Raw genomic sequence first — 16054 nt, 5'->3', positions numbered from 1 at the left:
GTGGGGTGCAGGTCCCCAGGGGACCTGCACCCCACCCGGTGCGCACTCAGCCGAGGCTCAGCGCGGACCGTGCTGTCGGATTACTCCTCTTCAGGGGCGCCCTCGTCGGTCACAGCCCAGTCCCACGCGTTCCAGAAGATCGTGGGAGCGAGGATCGACGGGTCGATCCCCTCAACACGGTCGCTGAACGCGGTGACGCCGGGGAACTGGAAGATGGTCACACCGTAGAAGTCCTCCCACAGGAGCTTGTCCATCTCCTGCTGGAGCTCGATCTGAGTCTCCGCGTCGAACGTGCCGTTGAGCTCCGAGATGATCTCGTCGACTCGCTCGTTCGAGTAGAAGTTCAGGTTGTTGATTCCACCGGTCTCGAACGTCGGCAGCGAGTTGGTCACGCCGAGGCTCGTGGACTGCCAGCCGAACAGCGAGGCGTCGTACGCGCCGGGCGTGCCCAGGAGGCCGCCCCACTCGGGCGAACCGCAGTCGGTGACGTTGAAGCCGGCCTGAGCGGCCGACGCCTGGATCAGCGCGAACTCGTTGACGCGACGGGGGTTCGTCGAGGAGTAGAGGATGCAGACCGAGGTGTCGGTGATGCCCGACTCGGCCAGCAGCGCCTTGGCGCCCTCGATGTCGACCTCGGCGTAGTCCGCCGACGTGTTGTTCGCGACCGACTCGTCGTAGCCTTCGGCGCCGGGGACGAACAACTGCGAGTCACGCAGGATCGCGTCGTCGCCGATGATCGGCTTGATGAGCGTCTCGACGATCTCCGCACGCGGGATCACCTTCATGAAGGCCTCGCGAGCCTTCGCGTTCGAGAAGATGTTCTGCGTGTTCTTGCCCTGGTCGAACTGCAGGTCGACGTGCTCGTAGGTGCCCTCGAGACCGGTCAGCACCGTGATGCTGTCGATGCCGTCGAGCGCCGTCTTGATGTCGGCCGTGGCCTGGGGCGAGATGATGTCGACCTCACCGTTCTCCAGCGCCTGAACCGCAGCGAGCGGGTCGGGGATGAAGCGGATCGTGATCTCTTCGATGTTCGCCGCGTTCTCGCCCTTGTACTCCGGGTTCGCGGTGAGGGTGATGAACTGGTCGGCGACGAAGTCGCTGATCATGTACGGACCGGTCGCGAGGTACCGCTCCGGGTCGTCGGGCAGCTCGGTGAAGTTGAAGCCCGAGTTCCAGAAGCTCGAGATCGGGGCGAGCGCCTCGGCGTCGTTCGACTCGATGGCCTCGATGACGGCCGTCTTGGCCTCTTCGTTGTCGTCCAGGCCGAGGGCGTTCTTGCCCACGACGTGCGCCGGGAGCGGCGACGGGAACTGGAGCTCCCAGTCGACGAAGGGCTTGTCGTAGACGAGCGTGATGGAACGGCCGTCGTCGGTGATCTCCGGCGTCTCCTTGACGAGGCCGAGGCCCGAGTCCGGGGTGGCGCCCGAGTCGAAGTAGACGACGTCGGTCGGGAACGACTCGGTGAACTCACCGGTGTCGGGGTCCGTGAAATCGTTCGGGTCGAAGTCCGGGGTATCCAGCGAACGCGAGAGTGCCGCCCAGTTGAGGAGGAGGTCCGCTGCGTCCACGGGCGTGCCGTCGGACCAGTTGACGCCGTCGGCGATCGTGTACTTCACCGTGAGCGGGTCTTCGCTGACCAGCTCGTAGCTGCCGAAGGACTCGTTCTTCACCAGCTCGGGGGTGTTGTTGTAGTAGTTGAAGCCGTCGAGCGTCAGGTAATTGATGTTGTTGTTGGCCGTGGCGTTACCGAACGACGTGTTGCCGTTCATCGAGTAGAACGGCTGGTTCCACGCAGCGGTGATGGACGAGCCTTCGACAAGACCGGAGTCGTCGACCTCTTCGCCGCCACCGGCGGCGCAGCCCGAAATCACCAATGCGCCCGCCGCGGTGAGTGCCACCGCGGCCGAGATGCGCTTCATTCTCACTGTTCCTCCTGTGCAAGGTTGTGCGCGCACGTCAGACCGGAGTCGGGCGGCGCGCGGATGGGAAAACCCTAAGCACCGATGATGAGATGGTCAAAACGATCGGCCAAAACGTTACAGAGCCTTAACTCAACTGACGCTTGATGTGACAATCTGACAAAGTGAGCCCATCCGAGTCGCGTTCAGACGCGAGGTTTCCCACTGTTGCGCCTGTGCTCGCGGGATACGAGCGCACCCGGTTGAAGTGGGAGATCTGGATCGTCCTGGCGGTCACCGTCGGTCAGTCCGCCCTCTACTCCGTGCTGTCGCTGGTGCGCGCGCTGCTGCGCCCCACTCCCATCGGCTCCCAGCAGACCCAGCTGAATCCACGGCGGGACGTCACTGCGTTCTGGGATGTCCTCTACCAGTGCCTCGCAGTGTTCTTCGCGCTGGCCCTCATCGCCCTGGTCATCTACCTGCTCTGGGAGCCGGGCCACAGCGCCCTGCGCCGCATCGGGCTCGACTTCACCAACTTCGGCGGAGACGCCGGCCGCGGCATCCTGCTCGCCCTCGCCATCGGTCTGCCCGGTCTGGCGCTCTACGCGGCGGGGAGGGCACTGGGCATCACGGTCCAGGTGCAGGCTGCGCCGCTGGATGCCGCGTGGTGGACCGTCCCCCTCCTGCTGCTCGCCGCGCTCCGCGCCGGACTCACCGAGGAGGTCATCTTCATCGGGTACCTGTTCGACCGCCTGCGGCGGCTCGGCTGGGGCTGGTGGACGATCATCCTGACCACCGCGGCGCTGCGCGCGGCCTATCACGCGTATCAGGGCATCGGACCGATCATCGGCAACTTCGTGATGGGTGTCGTCTTCGGATGGTGCTACCGCCGCTGGGGCCGCGTGATGCCGCTCGTGATCGCCCACACCGTGATCGACGTCGTCGCGTTCATCGGCTACCCGCTCGCCGTGGCCCTGTGGCCCGGACTCTTCGGGCCGGTCCCGGCGCCCTCCGGCACCCCGACGCCCGCACCGAGCCCGACCGCCTGACCCGGCCGGGCGGGCGGTGGCGACCGATATCGCCGAGAATCGCTCTGGCGGCGCGGAATCCGTGCGACGCACAGAGTCTCAGGCGCCGGCGCGATTCTCGGCAACCCAGGACCGGGGCGCCTTCCTCCCCAGGGGCGAAGCGCGCGGAGGTGTGCACCGATCCCGCACGAGCGGCGGGCGCGGAGGATCCCCGTGCGGACGATGAGGGATGCCGTCAACTCTCAGCGTCTCGCGATCACCTGTTCCGCTGCTCGTGGCTCACGACGACGACCTGAACGGCATCCGCCTTCGAACTGCTCCCGATCTGGTGAGAGTCCGACACCGGGTGTACGCGCACGCAGCCGCGTGGAGAGCGCTGCGGCCATGGGAGCGTTACACGGCGAGGGTGCACGCTTATGCCCTGGTGTCGCCGCAGGCGGTGTTCGCACTCGAGTCCGCGGCGGCGCTGCACGGTCTTCCCCTGTTCGGCGAAGCGCGGGACGTGCACGTGTTCGACACCGGAAGATCGGCGTCCACTCGCTACGGCGATGTGGTCGTGCATACGAGCAGGGACGCACCTGCGATCGAGGTGCGGGACGGCATCCTGGCTACGACGGCGCTTCACACCGCCGTCGCGCTCGGGAGGGTCCTGCCGCCCGCTTTCGGCCTGGCGATCTGCGATGCCGTTGCACGACGCGGCAACGACGACCTTGCAGGGTTCGCCGAACTCATCCATCGCCAGGCCGACCGCCGCGGCCGGCGGCGGCTTCGGTGGCTGCACGAACGCGTCGACCCACAATCGGAGTCGACGGGCGAATCGGTGAGCCGGGCGGTCATCGAATGGTTGGGATTCGCCGACCCCGAACTGCAGCATGAGTTCCGATACGAGGGCAAGCGGGACCGCACCGACTTCTTCTGGCCCGATGAGAGGGTCGTGGGCGAATCCGACGGGTACGGCAAGTACGACTCCCCGTCGCTGGAGGAGGCGAAGGCACGTTTGACCGACGAGAAGCAGCGTGAGGACCGGCTCAGGCGATACGTCGCCGGCTTCGCACGCTGGGACTGGTCCGACACGATGCGCGCCTACCCCCTCGGCAACAAGCTGCGTCTCGCGGGCCTCAGCCCGCGGCATCCGATCAACAGCAGCGCTCTGCAGTCGCTCCGGTGGAATCCGCGGTCGCTCTAGCTCGCGACAATCGGTCCGGCGTCCAAGAAGCAGTGCGCCGCGCAGATCCCCGGACGCCCAACCAATTCTCGCGGGAGTGGGATGCGGGATGCGGGCTCACGGCGGGAGACGGGATGCCGCGGGCCGCGGCATCCCGTCATCACAGCGTCGTCTAGGCGAACGCCTCGATCGGCGGGCACGCGCAGACGAGGTTGCGGTCGCCGTAGGCCTGGTCGATCCGGCGCACCGGGGGCCAGTACTTCGTGCGGATCTGCGTGTGCACCGGGAACACCGCGGTCTCGCGGGAGTACGGGTGGTCCCACTCCCCGACGACGACGGTCTCGGCCGTGTGCGGGGCGTTCACCAGCGGGTTGTCGCCCGCGGGCCACTCCCCCGCGGCGACGGCGTCGGCCTCGGCCTTGATCGCGATCATGGCCTCGATGAAGCGCTCGATCTCGCCCAGGTCCTCGGACTCGGTGGGCTCGACCATGAGCGTGCCGGCGACCGGGAACGACATCGTCGGCGCGTGGAAGCCGTAGTCGATGAGGCGCTTGGCCACGTCGTCCACGGTCACGCCCGTCGCCTCGCGCAGCGGCCGCAGGTCGAGGATGCACTCGTGCGCCACGAGGCCGCCTTCGCCCGTGTAGAGCACCGGGTAGTGCTCGCGCAGCCGGAAGGCGATGTAGTTCGCCGAGAGCACCGCCGCCGCGGTCGCATCGCGAAGCCCCTGGGCGCCCATCATGCGGACGTACGCCCACGAGATCGGGAGGATGCCGGCCGAGCCGTGGGGTGCCGCGGAGATCGCGCCGCCCTCGAAGATCCCGCCGGCGTGATCCTTGCGCTGGGCGAGCGGATGCCCCGGCAGGAACGGCGCAAGGTGGGCCTTGGCCGCAACCGGGCCCACGCCGGGGCCGCCGCCGCCGTGCGGGATCGCGAACGTCTTGTGCAGGTTGAGGTGCGAGACGTCGCCGCCCAGGTCGCCGAAGCGGGCGTAGCCGAGCAGCGCGTTGAGGTTCGCGCCGTCGACGTAGACCTGGCCGCCCGCGTCGTGCACGGCCTGCGTGATCTCGAGCACGTCGTGCTCGTACACGCCGTGGGTCGACGGGTACGTGATCATGAGCGCGGCGAGCGCGTCGGCGTGCGCGGCGATCTTGGCCCGGAGGTCGTCGAGGTCGACGTTTCCGGCCTCGTCGCACGCGACGACCACGACCTTCATGCCGGCGAGCACGGCCGAGGCCGCGTTCGTGCCGTGCGCGGACGACGGGATGAGGCACACCGTGCGCTCGAGGTCGCCGTTCGCGCGGTGGTAGCCGCGGATGGCCATGAGTCCGGCCAGCTCACCCTGCGAGCCCGCGTTGGGCTGCAGCGAGACGGCGTCGTACCCGGTGACCTCGGCCAGCCACACTTCGAGCTGTTCGATCATCGCGAGGTAGCCGTGCACGTCCGCCTCGGGGGCGAACGGGTGCACACGCGAGAACTCCGGCCACGACACGGCCGCCATCTCCGTGGCCGCGTTGAGCTTCATGGTGCACGAGCCCAGCGGGATCATGCCGCGGTCGAGGGCGTAGTCGCGGTCGCTGAGCTGCTTGAGGTAGCGCATCATCGCCGTCTCGGACCGGTGCGTGTTGAACACCGGGTGGGTGAGGAACTCCTCGACCCGGGCGAGCGAGGACGGCACGCCGGCCAGGGGCTCGGCAGCGTCGAACGGGATGTCGCGCACGTCGTGCTCGTCCACGTCCGGCAGGCCGAAGGCCCAGGCGACGGCCGCGAGGTCGTCGGCGGTCGTGGTCTCGTCCACCGAGATGCCGACCGTGGCGTCGTCCGCTTGGAAGAGCTGGAAGCCCTTGGAGCGGGCGCGCTCGACGACCCGGCCCGAGGGTCCGGGGGTGACGACGCGGATCGTGTCGAAGAACGAATCCGACACCAGGTGCAGGTCGTAGTCGCGCAGCCGCTGCGCGAGCGCCTCGGCCTTGCGCGCCACCTCGGTCGCGATCGCCTTCAGGCCCTGGGGCCCGTGGTACACCGCGTACATCGACGCCATCACGGCCAGCAGCACCTGCGACGTGCAGATGTTCGAGGTCGCCTTCTCTCGGCGGATGTGCTGCTCGCGCGTCTGCAGCGCGAGCCGGTAGGCGGGGTGGCCCGCCGCATCCTGTGACACCCCGACCAGGCGTCCGGGCAGCTGGCGCTCGAGACCGGCGCGCACGGCCATGTACCCGGCGTGCGGGCCGCCGAAGCCGAGCGGCACGCCGAAGCGCTGCGTGGTGCCCACGGCGACGTCGGCGCCGAACGAGCCGGGCGACCGCAGCAGGGTCAGCGCGAGCAAATCGGCGGCGGCGACCACGAGGGCGCCCGCGACATGCGCCGCGTCGACGACGCCCGAGGGGTCCCACACACGGCCGGAGGCGCCGGGGTACTGAACGAAGACGCCGAACAGCTGCTCGGGCAGCGTCGCGCCGTTCGCGAGGTCGAGCTCGACCAGCTCGATGCCGACGGCCTCGGCGCGGTGCGAGAGCAGCGCCTTGGTCTGGGGCAGCGTGTCGGCGTCGACCACGAAGACGTCCGAGGGCGACTTCGAGGCGCGGCGGGCGACGAGCATGCCCTCCACGACGGCGGTCGACTCGTCGAGCATCGAGGCGTTGGCCGTCGTCAGCCCGGTGAGGTCGGTGACCATCGTCTGGAAGTTGATGAGCGCCTCGAGGCGGCCCTGCGAGATCTCCGGCTGGTACGGCGTGTACGCCGTGTACCAGGAGGGGTTCTCGAGCACGTTGCGCGCGATCACCGACGGCGTGAACGTGTCGTAGTAGCCGAGCCCGATCATGGGGCGCGCGACGCGGTTCTGCGACGCGAGCACGCGCAGCTCTGCGAGCGCCTCGGCCTCGGTCGCGGCCGGCGGGATGTCGCTGGTCTCGCGCGGCTTCACATGGATGGATGCCGGGACCGCGCGCTCGACGAGGGCGTCGATGGTGTCGTAGCCCAGGGCGTCGAGCATGACGCGCTGGGCCGCGGCATCCGTTCCGATGTGCCGTGCGGCGAAGGCCCCCGTCATGCGTCGCCGCCGGTGAGCGCGACGTACGCGTCGCGGTCGAGCAGATCGGCCACCGCAGCCGCATCGACGGTGAGCTTGATCAGCCAGCCCTCGCCGAACGGCTCGGAGTTGACCAGCGACGGGTCGTCGACGGCGGCGTCGTTGACGGCGACGACCTCGCCCGTGAGCGGCGCGTAGAGCTCGCCGACGGACTTGGTCGACTCGATCTCGCCGCAGACGTCGCCGGCGGTGACGGTGGAGCCGGCGGCAGGGAGCTCGACGAAGACGACGTCACCGAGCTTCTCGGCGGCGTAGTCGGTGATGCCGACGGTGGCCACGTCGCCCTCGAGGGCGATCCACTCGTGCTCGGCGGTGTATTTGAGGCTGTTGAGATCGGTCACTGGTTCCTCCGGTGGATGCTCGGGACGGTCACTGGGCGCGGCGGTAGAACGGAAGGGCGGTCACGGTGGCGCGGATGCGGGTGCCGCGCACGTCGATGTCGAGCTCGGTGCCGGGCTCGCTCACGCCCGGCGAGACGAACGCCATGGCGATGGGATGCCCGAGCGTCGGGCTCAGGGCGCCGCTGGTGATCTCTCCGACGCGCTCGTCGCCGTGGAGCACCGCGTAGCCGGCACGTCCGGCGCGCTTGCCCTCGGACACGAGGCCGACGAGCACCGGGGCGTCGGCGGGGACGTCCGCCTCCAGCGCCTGGCGGCCGACGAAGTCCGCGGTCTTGGTCTTCAGCGGCACGACGCGGCCGAGGCCCGCCTGCGCAGGGACGATGTCGCGCGACAGCTCGTGGCCGTACAGCGGCATGCCCGCCTCGAGGCGCAGAGTGTCGCGCGAGGCGAGACCGGCGGGGACAAGCCCGAGCGGCTGCCCGGCGTCGAGCAGAGCGTCCCAGAGGGAGACCGCAAGGTCGGCGTCCACGCTGATCTCGAAGCCGTCCTCGCCGGTGTAGCCGGTGCGGCTGACCAGCACGGCGCTCTCGCCGAAGCGCATGCCCATCGCCGCGTAGTACGGCAGTGTGTCGAGGGTGTGGCCCATCGCCAGAGAGTCGTCGTGGACGAGACCCGACGTCTGCTGCAGGATCTCGCGCGCGCGGGGCCCCTGCACGGCGATGAGGGCGTCGTCGAGCTCGATGAGCATCGCATCGAAGCCCTCGAGTCGCTCCTGCAGGGCCGCGCGCACGGCATCCCGGTTCCCCGCGTTGGCGACGACGAGGAACTGGTCCTCCGCGCTGCGGGTGACGATGAGGTCGTCGATGATCCCGCCCTCGGGCGTGAGGATCATCGTGTACTTCGCCCGCGACAGCTTCAGCGCGCTGGGGTCGAAGGCGAGCGCGTACGCGAGGTACTCCTCGCGCTGCGGGCCGCCCACGCCGAACAGCGCCATGTGGGAGATGTCGAACAGACCGGCGGCGGTGCGCACGGCGTGGTGCTCGGCGAGGTCCGAGCTGTAGCGCACGGGCATGGACCAGCCGCCGAAGTCGGTGAACGAAGCGCCGAGCGCGGCATGGCGCTCGTACAGGGCAGTCGTGCGGGGTTCGGTCATGAGTTCTCCCGTTCGCGGTCGGGTGGACGCCGGACGGCGCCCTGGAACTCCCCCTCTGTCATGGGCCTGAGAGTTTCGCCGCGGCGTCCTTCTCCGAAGAGAGCGGATGCTGCGACTTTCACCTTCGGCGGGCTGCGGGCGTGCGCTCGCAACCACTTTCCAGAGTCGGCCTCACCCGAACGGTACGCGTACCTGAGAGATTGGCGGGGAGGCTTGCTCCTTCGGTGCCCGGCATGACATCTGCCGAGGCTCTCCCGCCCGGGTCATGGGCCGTATTGACTTGCCGTGCCAGCATAACGGGTCGCCCGGCCGGTCGACGGCCGTGTCAGCCGGCCGTGTCAGTCGACGCAGCGTCCCGTCGAGACCGGGTCGGTCAGGCCGGTGGCCTGGTCGGCGACGGGCGCCAGCTCCGCGATCGTCATGGCATACCCGCGCTCGGGGTCGTCCTCGCCGCGGGCGAAGACGACCCCGGCGACGGTGCCGTCCTCGGTGAGCAGCGGACCGCCGGAGTTGCCCGGACGCACGGCGGCCTGCAGGGCGTAGATGTCGCGCGGCGAGACGCTCTCGCCATAGATGTCGGGTACGGGAGCGACGCCGGAGGACACGACGCCCGCCGAGATCATCGAGAACGGCCCGCCGAGCGGATAGCCCTGAACGGCGGCGGGCGCCCCGACGGCCAGCGGCGCCGCGAAGGCCAGCGCGGCGGCGTCCAACCCGTCCACGGCGATCACGGCGAGGTCGTCCACCGGATCGAAGTACACGATGCGCCCCTCGCGCGCGCCCAGCCCGGGCAGCTCGACGACGGGCGTCTCGACCCCCGCCACGACGTGCGCGTTCGTGACGATGCGGTCGGGGGCGACGACGAAGCCCGACCCGGTCGAGCTGCGTCCGCACGCGTAGGCGGTGCCGGACACGCGGGCCACGGATGCCGCCGCCGCCGCCAGTTCGGGATCGGCCAGGTCGACGGGCTGGATGGTGACCGGGCCGGCCTCGAGAAGGTTGCCGAGCGCGGGCAGGCCCTCGTCGAGCACGAAGCCGCGCAGCTGCGCGAGCGCGCTGGCCACCGGCGCCGGGGTGAAGCGGTCGATGGTGCGCAGGACCGAAGACGACGCGACCGCCGATGAGACGACGGGCATCCCGGTCGCGGCGATGCTCGCCCCGGCCAGCGAGATGACGAGGGCGGCGACGAGCGTCCCGGCTATTCCCCCGAGCACGCGGTCGACCGCACGCAGCCGGGTGCGATCCACTCCCTGGCGCAGAGCCGAGCCTGCTGCGGCGCCGGCGACCGCGCCCGCGATCACGAGCAGCACCGAGCAGGCGAGCACCAGGGCGGGCCGGAACTGCAGAGGCAGCGCGTCGTTGATCAGCGGCACGAGCCAGTACGCCGCCGCGCCGCCGGCCACCAGCCCGAGCAGCAGCCCGACACTGCCGGTGAAGCCTCGGCTCACACCCGCGATGAGGCCGGCCAGCAGCAGCGCGCCGAGCAGCAGGTCGACGACGATCATGGTCCTCCTCGGGCAGGACGACGGCGATTCGGGAGCCTCAGCGTACGCATCGAACCTGTGCGTGCGCCGCCGTTTGCCCTTCGTGTCATAGTGACACTAAGATGGTGAACGGAGTAATAGTCACCATGACCAGAACCAGCACCTTCCCCGAAGCGGCGGAGACCGCCGTCGATGCCACGCGCGTGGCCGTCTCGACGGTGATCTTCACGCTGCGCCGGCGTGCCGGCAGTGAGACCGCCACCGTCGCGATCCCCCTGGTGCGGCGCACGCGCGATCCGCACGAGGGCCTCTGGGCCCTGCCCGGCGGCTGGCTCGACGTGACCGAGGGACTGGATGCCGCTGCCGCCCGCACCCTGGGTGAGACCACCGGGCTCGCACCGAGCTACCTCGAGCAGCTCTACGCCTTCGGGGACGTCGACCGCTCCCCCACCCGCGTGATCTCGATCGTCTACTGGGCGCTCATCCGCCCGGACGAGATCCCGGATGAGAACGTCGAGAACGTGCAGTGGTTCGACGCGGCCGCCCTCCCGCAGCTCGCGTTCGACCACAACGCGATCGTCGACTACGCGCTCTGGCGCCTGCGCAACAAGGTCGGCTACAGCCGGATCGCGCACGGCCTGCTCGCCGACGAGTTCACCCTCGCCGAGCTGCGCGAGGTCTACGAGGCCATCCTCGGCAAGCGCCTGGACCCCGCGAACTTCCGCCGCCAGGTCGAGAACTCCGGAACCCTCATCCCCACCGACCGCTTCCGTACCGGCAGCCACCGGCCGGCGCGGCTGTACCGCTACAACCAGGGCGTCGAGCTCGCCGATCGCGGCCCCCTCGGCATCCACCACTGAAAGAGCACGACATGCCCGCTGTCAACATCACCCTGCAGCCCCGGCCCGCCGCCGACGCATCCGTCGATCACGCCATCCAGGCGATCGTCGCGGGAGCCTCGACCGCCGAGACGTGCAACACCGACCTCGCCTCGGGGCCCTGGGACTTCGACATCCGTCCCGGGTACGGCCCGGGCTCGTCGATGGGCGACGTGATCCCGACCGGGTCGCCGCGTCAGGGCGAGCTGCCGCGCGAGTACCGCGACGCCTCCGAAGAGGAGCTCGACGCGCGCATCGTCGCAGCGAAGGCGACCCTCGGCGAGCGCGTCGTCGTGCTCGGGCACTTCTACCAGCGTGAGGAGGTCGTCGTCCACGCCGACTACGTGGGCGATTCCTTCCAGCTCGCGAACGCGGCGAAGGCCCACCCCGAGGCCGAGGCGATCGTGTTCTGCGGCGTGCATTTCATGGCCGAGACGGCCGATCTGCTCTCGCGTCCCGAGCAGGCCGTGATCCTCCCGAACCTGGCGGCCGGCTGCTCGATGGCCGATATGGCCGACATCGACCAGGTCGAGGAGTGCTGGGAGCAGCTCGCCGAGGTCTACGGCGACATGGACGCGGTCGACGCCGACGGCCTCGTACCCGTCATCCCGGTCACGTACATGAACTCCTCGGCGGCCATCAAGGGCTTCGTCGGGCGCCACGGCGGCATCGTCTGCACCTCGTCCAACGCCCGGACGGTGCTGGAGTGGGCCTTCGAGCGCGGCCGCCGGGTGCTGTTCTTCCCCGACCAGCACCTCGGCCGCAACACCGCCAAGGCGATGGGCGTGCCGCTCGAGCAGATGCCGATGTGGAACCCGCGCAAGCCGCTCGGCGGCAGCAGCGCCGCCGATCTCGCCGACGCCCGCGTGATCCTCTGGCACGGCTTCTGCTCGGTGCACCGCCGCTTCAGCGTGGAGCAGATCGAGAAGGCGCGCATCGACCACCCCGGCGTGCGCGTCATCGTCCACCCGGAGTGCCCGATGGACGTCGTCGACGCCGCCGACGAATCCGGCTCCACCGACTACATCCGCAAGGCGATCGAGGCGGCGACCGAGCCGACCACCTTCGCCATCGGCACCGAGGTCAACCTCGTGCAGCGCCTGGCCGCACAGCACCCGCAGCACGAGATCTTCTGCCTCGACCCGGTCGTCTGCCCCTGCTCGACCATGTACCGCATCCACCCGGGCTACCTCGCGTGGGTGCTCGAGGGCCTCGTCGCCGGCGAGGTGCTCAACCGCATCACCGTTCCCGCCGACGTGGCCGAGCCCGCGCGCCTCGCGCTGGAGCGGATGCTCGCGGCCAAGCCGCCGGCAGCGCCCGCGTCCGGGTGGGAGAACGCCTCATGACCGATCCCGTACCCGCCGTGCACGCGATCGTCGTCGGCAGCGGCATCGCCGGCCTCACGGTCGCGCTGCACGCCGTCGAGCACGGCTGCCGGGTGACGCTCGTCACCAAGGACGTTCTCGAGCACGCCAACACCCGGTATGCCCAAGGCGGCATCGCCGGCGTGATGTTCGAGGACGACAAGGTCGAGGACCACATCCGCGACACCCTGGTCGCGGGCGCCGGACTCGCCGACCCCGAGGCCGTGCGCGTGCTCGTCGAGGAGGGACCCGCCCGCATCCGCGAGCTCGTGGACCTCGGCGTGGCCTTCGACCGCGGCGCCGACGGCGCGTATGTGAAGGGCCTCGAGGCCGCGCATTCCTACCCCCGCATCCTGCACTCCGGCGGCGATGCGACCGGAACCGCGATCGAGAAGGCGCTCGTCGCGCGCCTCCGCGCGAGCGGCGCACGGGTCATCGAGCACGCGTTCCTGGTCGACTTCGTGATCGAAGCCGGCCGGGTCGCCGGCGTCGATCTGTTGATCGACGACCGGGAGGGGACGGATGCCGCGGCCGCCGTCGCCGGCAGGCACGAGCGCGTGGCCGCCGACGCCGTGGTGCTCGCGACCGGCGGCGCCGGCGAGCTCTACGCCCACACCACCAACCCGCCCGTGGCGACGGGCGACGGGGTCGCGGCGGCGCTGCGCGCCGGAGCCGACGTGCGCGACCTGGAGTTCTTCCAGTTCCACCCGACGATCATCGGCGTCGGCGACGCGTTCCTCGTCTCGGAGGCCGTGCGCGGCGAAGGTGCGACCCTCGTCGACGAGCACGGCCGGCGCTTCGCGTTCGACGCCCACCCCGACGGCGAGCTCGCACCGCGTGACGTCGTCGCCCGGGCGATCGCGCATCAGATGGAGCTTCAGGAGGGCCGCCCAGTCTTCCTCGACGCCACCGGGCTGCGCCCGACCGAGGCCGAGCGTCGCGAGTTCCTCGCGCGGCGCTTCCCCACGATCGATGCCGCCGTCCGCGCTCGCGGCCTGGACTGGGCCGCCGCGCCGATCCCCGTGACCCCGGCCGCGCATTACCTGATGGGCGGGGTCACCACCGACCTCCACGGCCGCACGTCCATCCCCGGTCTCTACGCCGTCGGCGAGGTGGCGCGCACTGGCGTGCACGGGGCGAACCGCCTGGCCTCGAACTCGCTGCTCGAGGGCGCGGTGTTCGGCGCACGTGCCGGTGACGTGATCGCGGCGGACGCGGCATCCGGAATCTGGCGTGCCCCCGTGGCCGCACCCGCCGGCCCTGCCGACGTGGCCGAGCCTGCCGGCGACGCCCCGGCCTTCACCCGCGCGGCCCTGCAGAACCTGCTGTGGGACCACGCCGGGCTGGTGCGCGACGAGCAGGGCCTCGGGTATGCGGCATCCGTCCTCGCGGCCTGGGCGGCGGAGCACCGCACGCCACGCACCGAGCGTGAGTTCGAGGACGAGAACCTCCTCGCCGTGGCGCAGCGGCTCGTCGCCGCGGCACGCGCCCGGCGCGAGTCCGTGGGGGCGCACTCCCGCTCGGACTACCCGGAGACCTCGGAGACGGGCGCGCGTCAGCAAGCCGGGGGTCTGGGGCGGAGCCCCGGTGGGGATATCTCGACCCGTGCTCTCGCCACCGCCGAACCGCACCGTCAGGAAGCCCTCGCATGCTGAACCGCGCCACCATCGACCGCGTCGTCGCGGCTGCCCTCGAAGAGGACGCGCCGTGGGGCGACCTGACGAGTGAGTTCCTGATCCCCGAGAACGCCGTCGCCACCGCCGACCTCGTCGCCCGCGAGGCCGGCGTGTTCAGCGGGGGCGAGGTGTTCGCCGCGGCGTTCCTGCTGACGGATCCGACCGTCGAGGTGCGGCTGATCGTCGAGGACGGCGAGTTCTTCGCCGCCGGTGCGGTGCTGGCCGTCGTCTCCGGCCCCGCGCGCGCCGTGCTCACCGCCGAGCGCATCGGCCTCAACTTCGTGCAGCGCATGAGCGGCATCGCGACCCTGACGAATCTCTACGTCGCCGAGGTCGCCGAGTCGGGCACCCGCATCGCCGACACCCGCAAGACCACGCCGGGCCTGCGGGCGTTCGAGCGCAAGGCCGTGCGCGACGGCGGCGGCCGCAATCATCGGCACTCGCTCTCGGACGCCGTCATGGCCAAGGACAACCACCTCGCCGTTCTCGCGCACAAGCACGCGTCGATCACCGAGGCTCTCGTCGCCGCGAAGGACCGTCTGCCCCACACCGTCCACATCGAGGTCGAGGTCGACCGGCTCGAGCAGATCGAGCCGGTGCTCGCTGCCGGGATCGGCACGATCATGCTCGACAACTTCTCGCTCGAGGATCTGCGCACGGGCGTCGCCCAGGTGGCCGGCCGCGCGACGGTCGAGGCATCCGGCGGGGTCTCGCTCGAGACGGTCAAGGCGATCGCCGAGACCGGTGTCGACGTGATCTCGGTCGGCGCGCTCACGCATTCCGCCCGGGCGCTCGATCTCGGCCTGGACGTCCGCATCGACCTCGCCTGAGGCACGGACATGAGCATGCTCTACCTTGACAACGCGGCCACGACACCGGTGCGCCCCGAAGTGCTCGAGGCGATGATGCCGTACCTGACGCAGTGGTTCGGCAACCCGTCCAGCCACCACACCGTCGGGGAGGCGGCCGCCGACGCGCTGTCCGACGCGCGCTCGCGGGTCGCGCGGGTGCTGGGTCTGCGCGCGAGCGACATCGTGTTCACCTCCGGCGGGACCGAGGCCAACAACCTCGCCGTCAAGGGCATCGCGATCGCCGCGGCGCAGAACGGCCGGCGTCACGTCGTGACCAGCCCGATCGAGCACGAGTCGATCCTCGAGTCCGTCGACTACCTCGAGCGCATCCACGGCTTCGAGGCGACTCGCGTGGGCGTCGATCACGCCGGCAGGATCGATCCGTATGCCGTGGCCCGCGCTCTCCGCGACGACACGGCGCTGCTCAGCATCGGCTACGCGAACAACGAGGTCGGGACCGTGCAGGACGTCGAGGCGATCGCCGCCGTTGCCCGCGAGCGCGGGGTGCCGGTGCACATCGACGCCGTGCAGGCCGCAGGCTGGCTGCCGCTGTCGACCGCCGACCTCGGGGTCGATGCGATCTCGCTCGCCGGACACAAGCTCGGGGCGCCCAAGGGCACCGGCATCCTGGGCGTGCGCGGGCGCGTTCCGCTCGAACCGCTCCTGCACGGCGGCGGGCAGGAGCGCGGCCGGCGCAGCGGCACCGAGGACGTCGCCGGCGCCGTGGGACTGGCGACGGCGCTCGAACTCGCCGAAGCGGGCCGGGCCGAGGCATCCGAAGCGGTCACGGTGATCCGCGACCGCTTCATCGCGCGTGTGCTCGCGATCGTGCCGTCGGCGGAGCTGACCGGCGACCCCGTGCATCGCCTTCCCGGCACGGCGAGCTTCACGTTCGCGGGTACGAGCGGCGAAGCCGTGCTGCTCGAACTCGAGCGACGGGGTGTGGTGTCCTCGAGCGGCTCGGCCTGCGCCGCCGGGAGCGACGAGCCCTCGCACGTCCTGACCGCCATGGGCATTCCCGCCGGGGTGGCGCAGACGGCGGTGCGGTTCACCTTCCCGCACTGGCTGCGTCAGCCGCTGGATGCCGTGGCCGACGCGGTCGCGGCCTCCGTCGCCGCCGTATGATCG

General features: G+C 70.5%; 12 protein-coding genes and 2 riboswitches. Of the genes, 7 read left to right on the top strand and 5 right to left on the bottom strand.

The window, feature by feature from the left end; translation table 11 throughout:
- Window positions 1-80: 80 nt before the first annotated feature.
- A complete protein-coding gene (locus tag ASD56_RS14250; RefSeq protein ID WP_055967056.1) occupies window positions 81-1919 on the bottom strand; it encodes an ABC transporter family substrate-binding protein in 1839 nt (612 codons plus the stop codon).
- A gap of 215 nt (window positions 1920-2134) precedes the next feature.
- Between ASD56_RS14250 and ASD56_RS14245 the strand changes: the two genes are divergently transcribed.
- A complete protein-coding gene (locus ASD56_RS14245; RefSeq protein WP_055967054.1) occupies window positions 2135-2947 on the top strand; it encodes a CPBP family intramembrane glutamic endopeptidase in 813 nt (270 codons plus the stop codon).
- A 385-nt stretch (window positions 2948-3332) separates the two neighbouring features.
- Window positions 3333-4112: a hypothetical protein gene (locus ASD56_RS14240; RefSeq protein WP_235565727.1), complete on the top strand. Its 780-nt coding sequence runs from the start codon at window positions 3333-3335 to the stop codon at window positions 4110-4112.
- Between the two features lie 151 nt (window positions 4113-4263).
- Here ASD56_RS14240 and gcvP read toward each other — a convergent pair whose 3' ends face one another.
- From gcvP to ASD56_RS14220, 4 genes are all read right to left on the bottom strand, one after another.
- Window positions 4264-7140, bottom strand: a complete 2877-nt coding sequence (gene gcvP, locus ASD56_RS14235; protein WP_055967047.1) for an aminomethyl-transferring glycine dehydrogenase — start codon at window positions 7138-7140, stop codon at window positions 4264-4266.
- Window positions 7137-7520 carry a glycine cleavage system protein GcvH gene (gene gcvH / locus ASD56_RS14230; protein WP_055967044.1) on the bottom strand — a complete coding sequence of 128 codons (384 nt, stop codon included), beginning with the start codon at window positions 7518-7520 and terminating at the stop codon, window positions 7137-7139. Before gcvH ends, gcvP begins: the two co-directional genes overlap by 4 nt.
- 28 nt (window positions 7521-7548) lie before the next feature.
- Entirely contained in the window at window positions 7549-8673 is a 1125-nt protein-coding gene (gene gcvT / locus ASD56_RS14225; protein ID WP_055967041.1) for a glycine cleavage system aminomethyltransferase GcvT, read from the bottom strand.
- Window positions 8674-8718: 45 nt separating this feature from the next.
- Window positions 8719-8842: riboswitch (glycine riboswitch) on the bottom strand.
- Between the two features lies 1 nt (window position 8843).
- Window positions 8844-8940: riboswitch (glycine riboswitch) on the bottom strand.
- A gap of 71 nt (window positions 8941-9011) precedes the next feature.
- Complete coding sequence (locus ASD56_RS14220) at window positions 9012-10178, bottom strand: MarP family serine protease (protein ID WP_055967039.1); 1167 nt, start codon at window positions 10176-10178, stop codon at window positions 9012-9014.
- A gap of 125 nt (window positions 10179-10303) precedes the next feature.
- Between ASD56_RS14220 and ASD56_RS14215 the strand changes: the two genes are divergently transcribed.
- Genes ASD56_RS14215 through ASD56_RS14195 form a run of 5 tightly spaced genes read left to right on the top strand, consistent with a single transcriptional unit; the run spans window position 10304 to window position 16051 of the window.
- A complete protein-coding gene (locus tag ASD56_RS14215; protein WP_055967035.1) occupies window positions 10304-11017 on the top strand; it encodes an NUDIX hydrolase in 714 nt (237 codons plus the stop codon).
- Between the two features lie 11 nt (window positions 11018-11028).
- A complete protein-coding gene (gene nadA / locus ASD56_RS14210) occupies window positions 11029-12381 on the top strand; it encodes a quinolinate synthase NadA (protein WP_055967031.1) in 1353 nt (450 codons plus the stop codon).
- Window positions 12378-14054: an L-aspartate oxidase gene (nadB, locus tag ASD56_RS14205; RefSeq protein ID WP_055967027.1), complete on the top strand. Its 1677-nt coding sequence runs from the start codon at window positions 12378-12380 to the stop codon at window positions 14052-14054. Before nadA ends, nadB begins: the two co-directional genes overlap by 4 nt.
- Window positions 14048-14905 carry a carboxylating nicotinate-nucleotide diphosphorylase gene (gene nadC / locus ASD56_RS14200; protein ID WP_055967024.1) on the top strand — a complete coding sequence of 286 codons (858 nt, stop codon included), beginning with the start codon at window positions 14048-14050 and terminating at the stop codon, window positions 14903-14905. The genes nadB and nadC overlap by 7 nt, the downstream gene beginning before the upstream one ends.
- Window positions 14906-14920: 15 nt before the next feature.
- On the top strand, window positions 14921-16051 hold the full coding sequence (locus tag ASD56_RS14195) for a cysteine desulfurase family protein (RefSeq protein ID WP_055967287.1): 1131 nt from the start codon (window positions 14921-14923) through the stop codon (window positions 16049-16051).
- The last annotated feature ends 3 nt before the right edge of the window (window positions 16052-16054 follow it).

Source organism: Microbacterium sp. Root166 (assembly GCF_001427145.1).
Taxonomy (GTDB): Bacteria; Actinomycetota; Actinomycetes; order Actinomycetales; family Microbacteriaceae; genus Microbacterium.
The sequence above is the reverse complement of the archived record's forward strand: the minus strand, read 5'-3'. Positions and strand labels throughout refer to the sequence as shown.

Coding starts and splice junctions, on each gene's coding strand:
- ASD56_RS14250 (WP_055967056.1), bottom strand. CDS start 1,919: ATGAAGCGCATCTCGGCCGCGGTGGCACTCACCGCGGCGGGCGCATTG.
- gcvP (WP_055967047.1), bottom strand. CDS start 7,140: ATGACGGGGGCCTTCGCCGCACGGCACATCGGAACGGATGCCGCGGCC.
- gcvT (WP_055967041.1), bottom strand. CDS start 8,673: ATGACCGAACCCCGCACGACTGCCCTGTACGAGCGCCATGCCGCGCTC.
- ASD56_RS14220 (WP_055967039.1), bottom strand. CDS start 10,178: ATGATCGTCGTCGACCTGCTGCTCGGCGCGCTGCTGCTGGCCGGCCTC.
- ASD56_RS14215 (WP_055967035.1), top strand. CDS start 10,304: ATGACCAGAACCAGCACCTTCCCCGAAGCGGCGGAGACCGCCGTCGAT.
- nadA (WP_055967031.1), top strand. CDS start 11,029: ATGCCCGCTGTCAACATCACCCTGCAGCCCCGGCCCGCCGCCGACGCA.
- nadB (WP_055967027.1), top strand. CDS start 12,378: ATGACCGATCCCGTACCCGCCGTGCACGCGATCGTCGTCGGCAGCGGC.
- nadC (WP_055967024.1), top strand. CDS start 14,048: ATGCTGAACCGCGCCACCATCGACCGCGTCGTCGCGGCTGCCCTCGAA.
- ASD56_RS14195 (WP_055967287.1), top strand. CDS start 14,921: ATGCTCTACCTTGACAACGCGGCCACGACACCGGTGCGCCCCGAAGTG.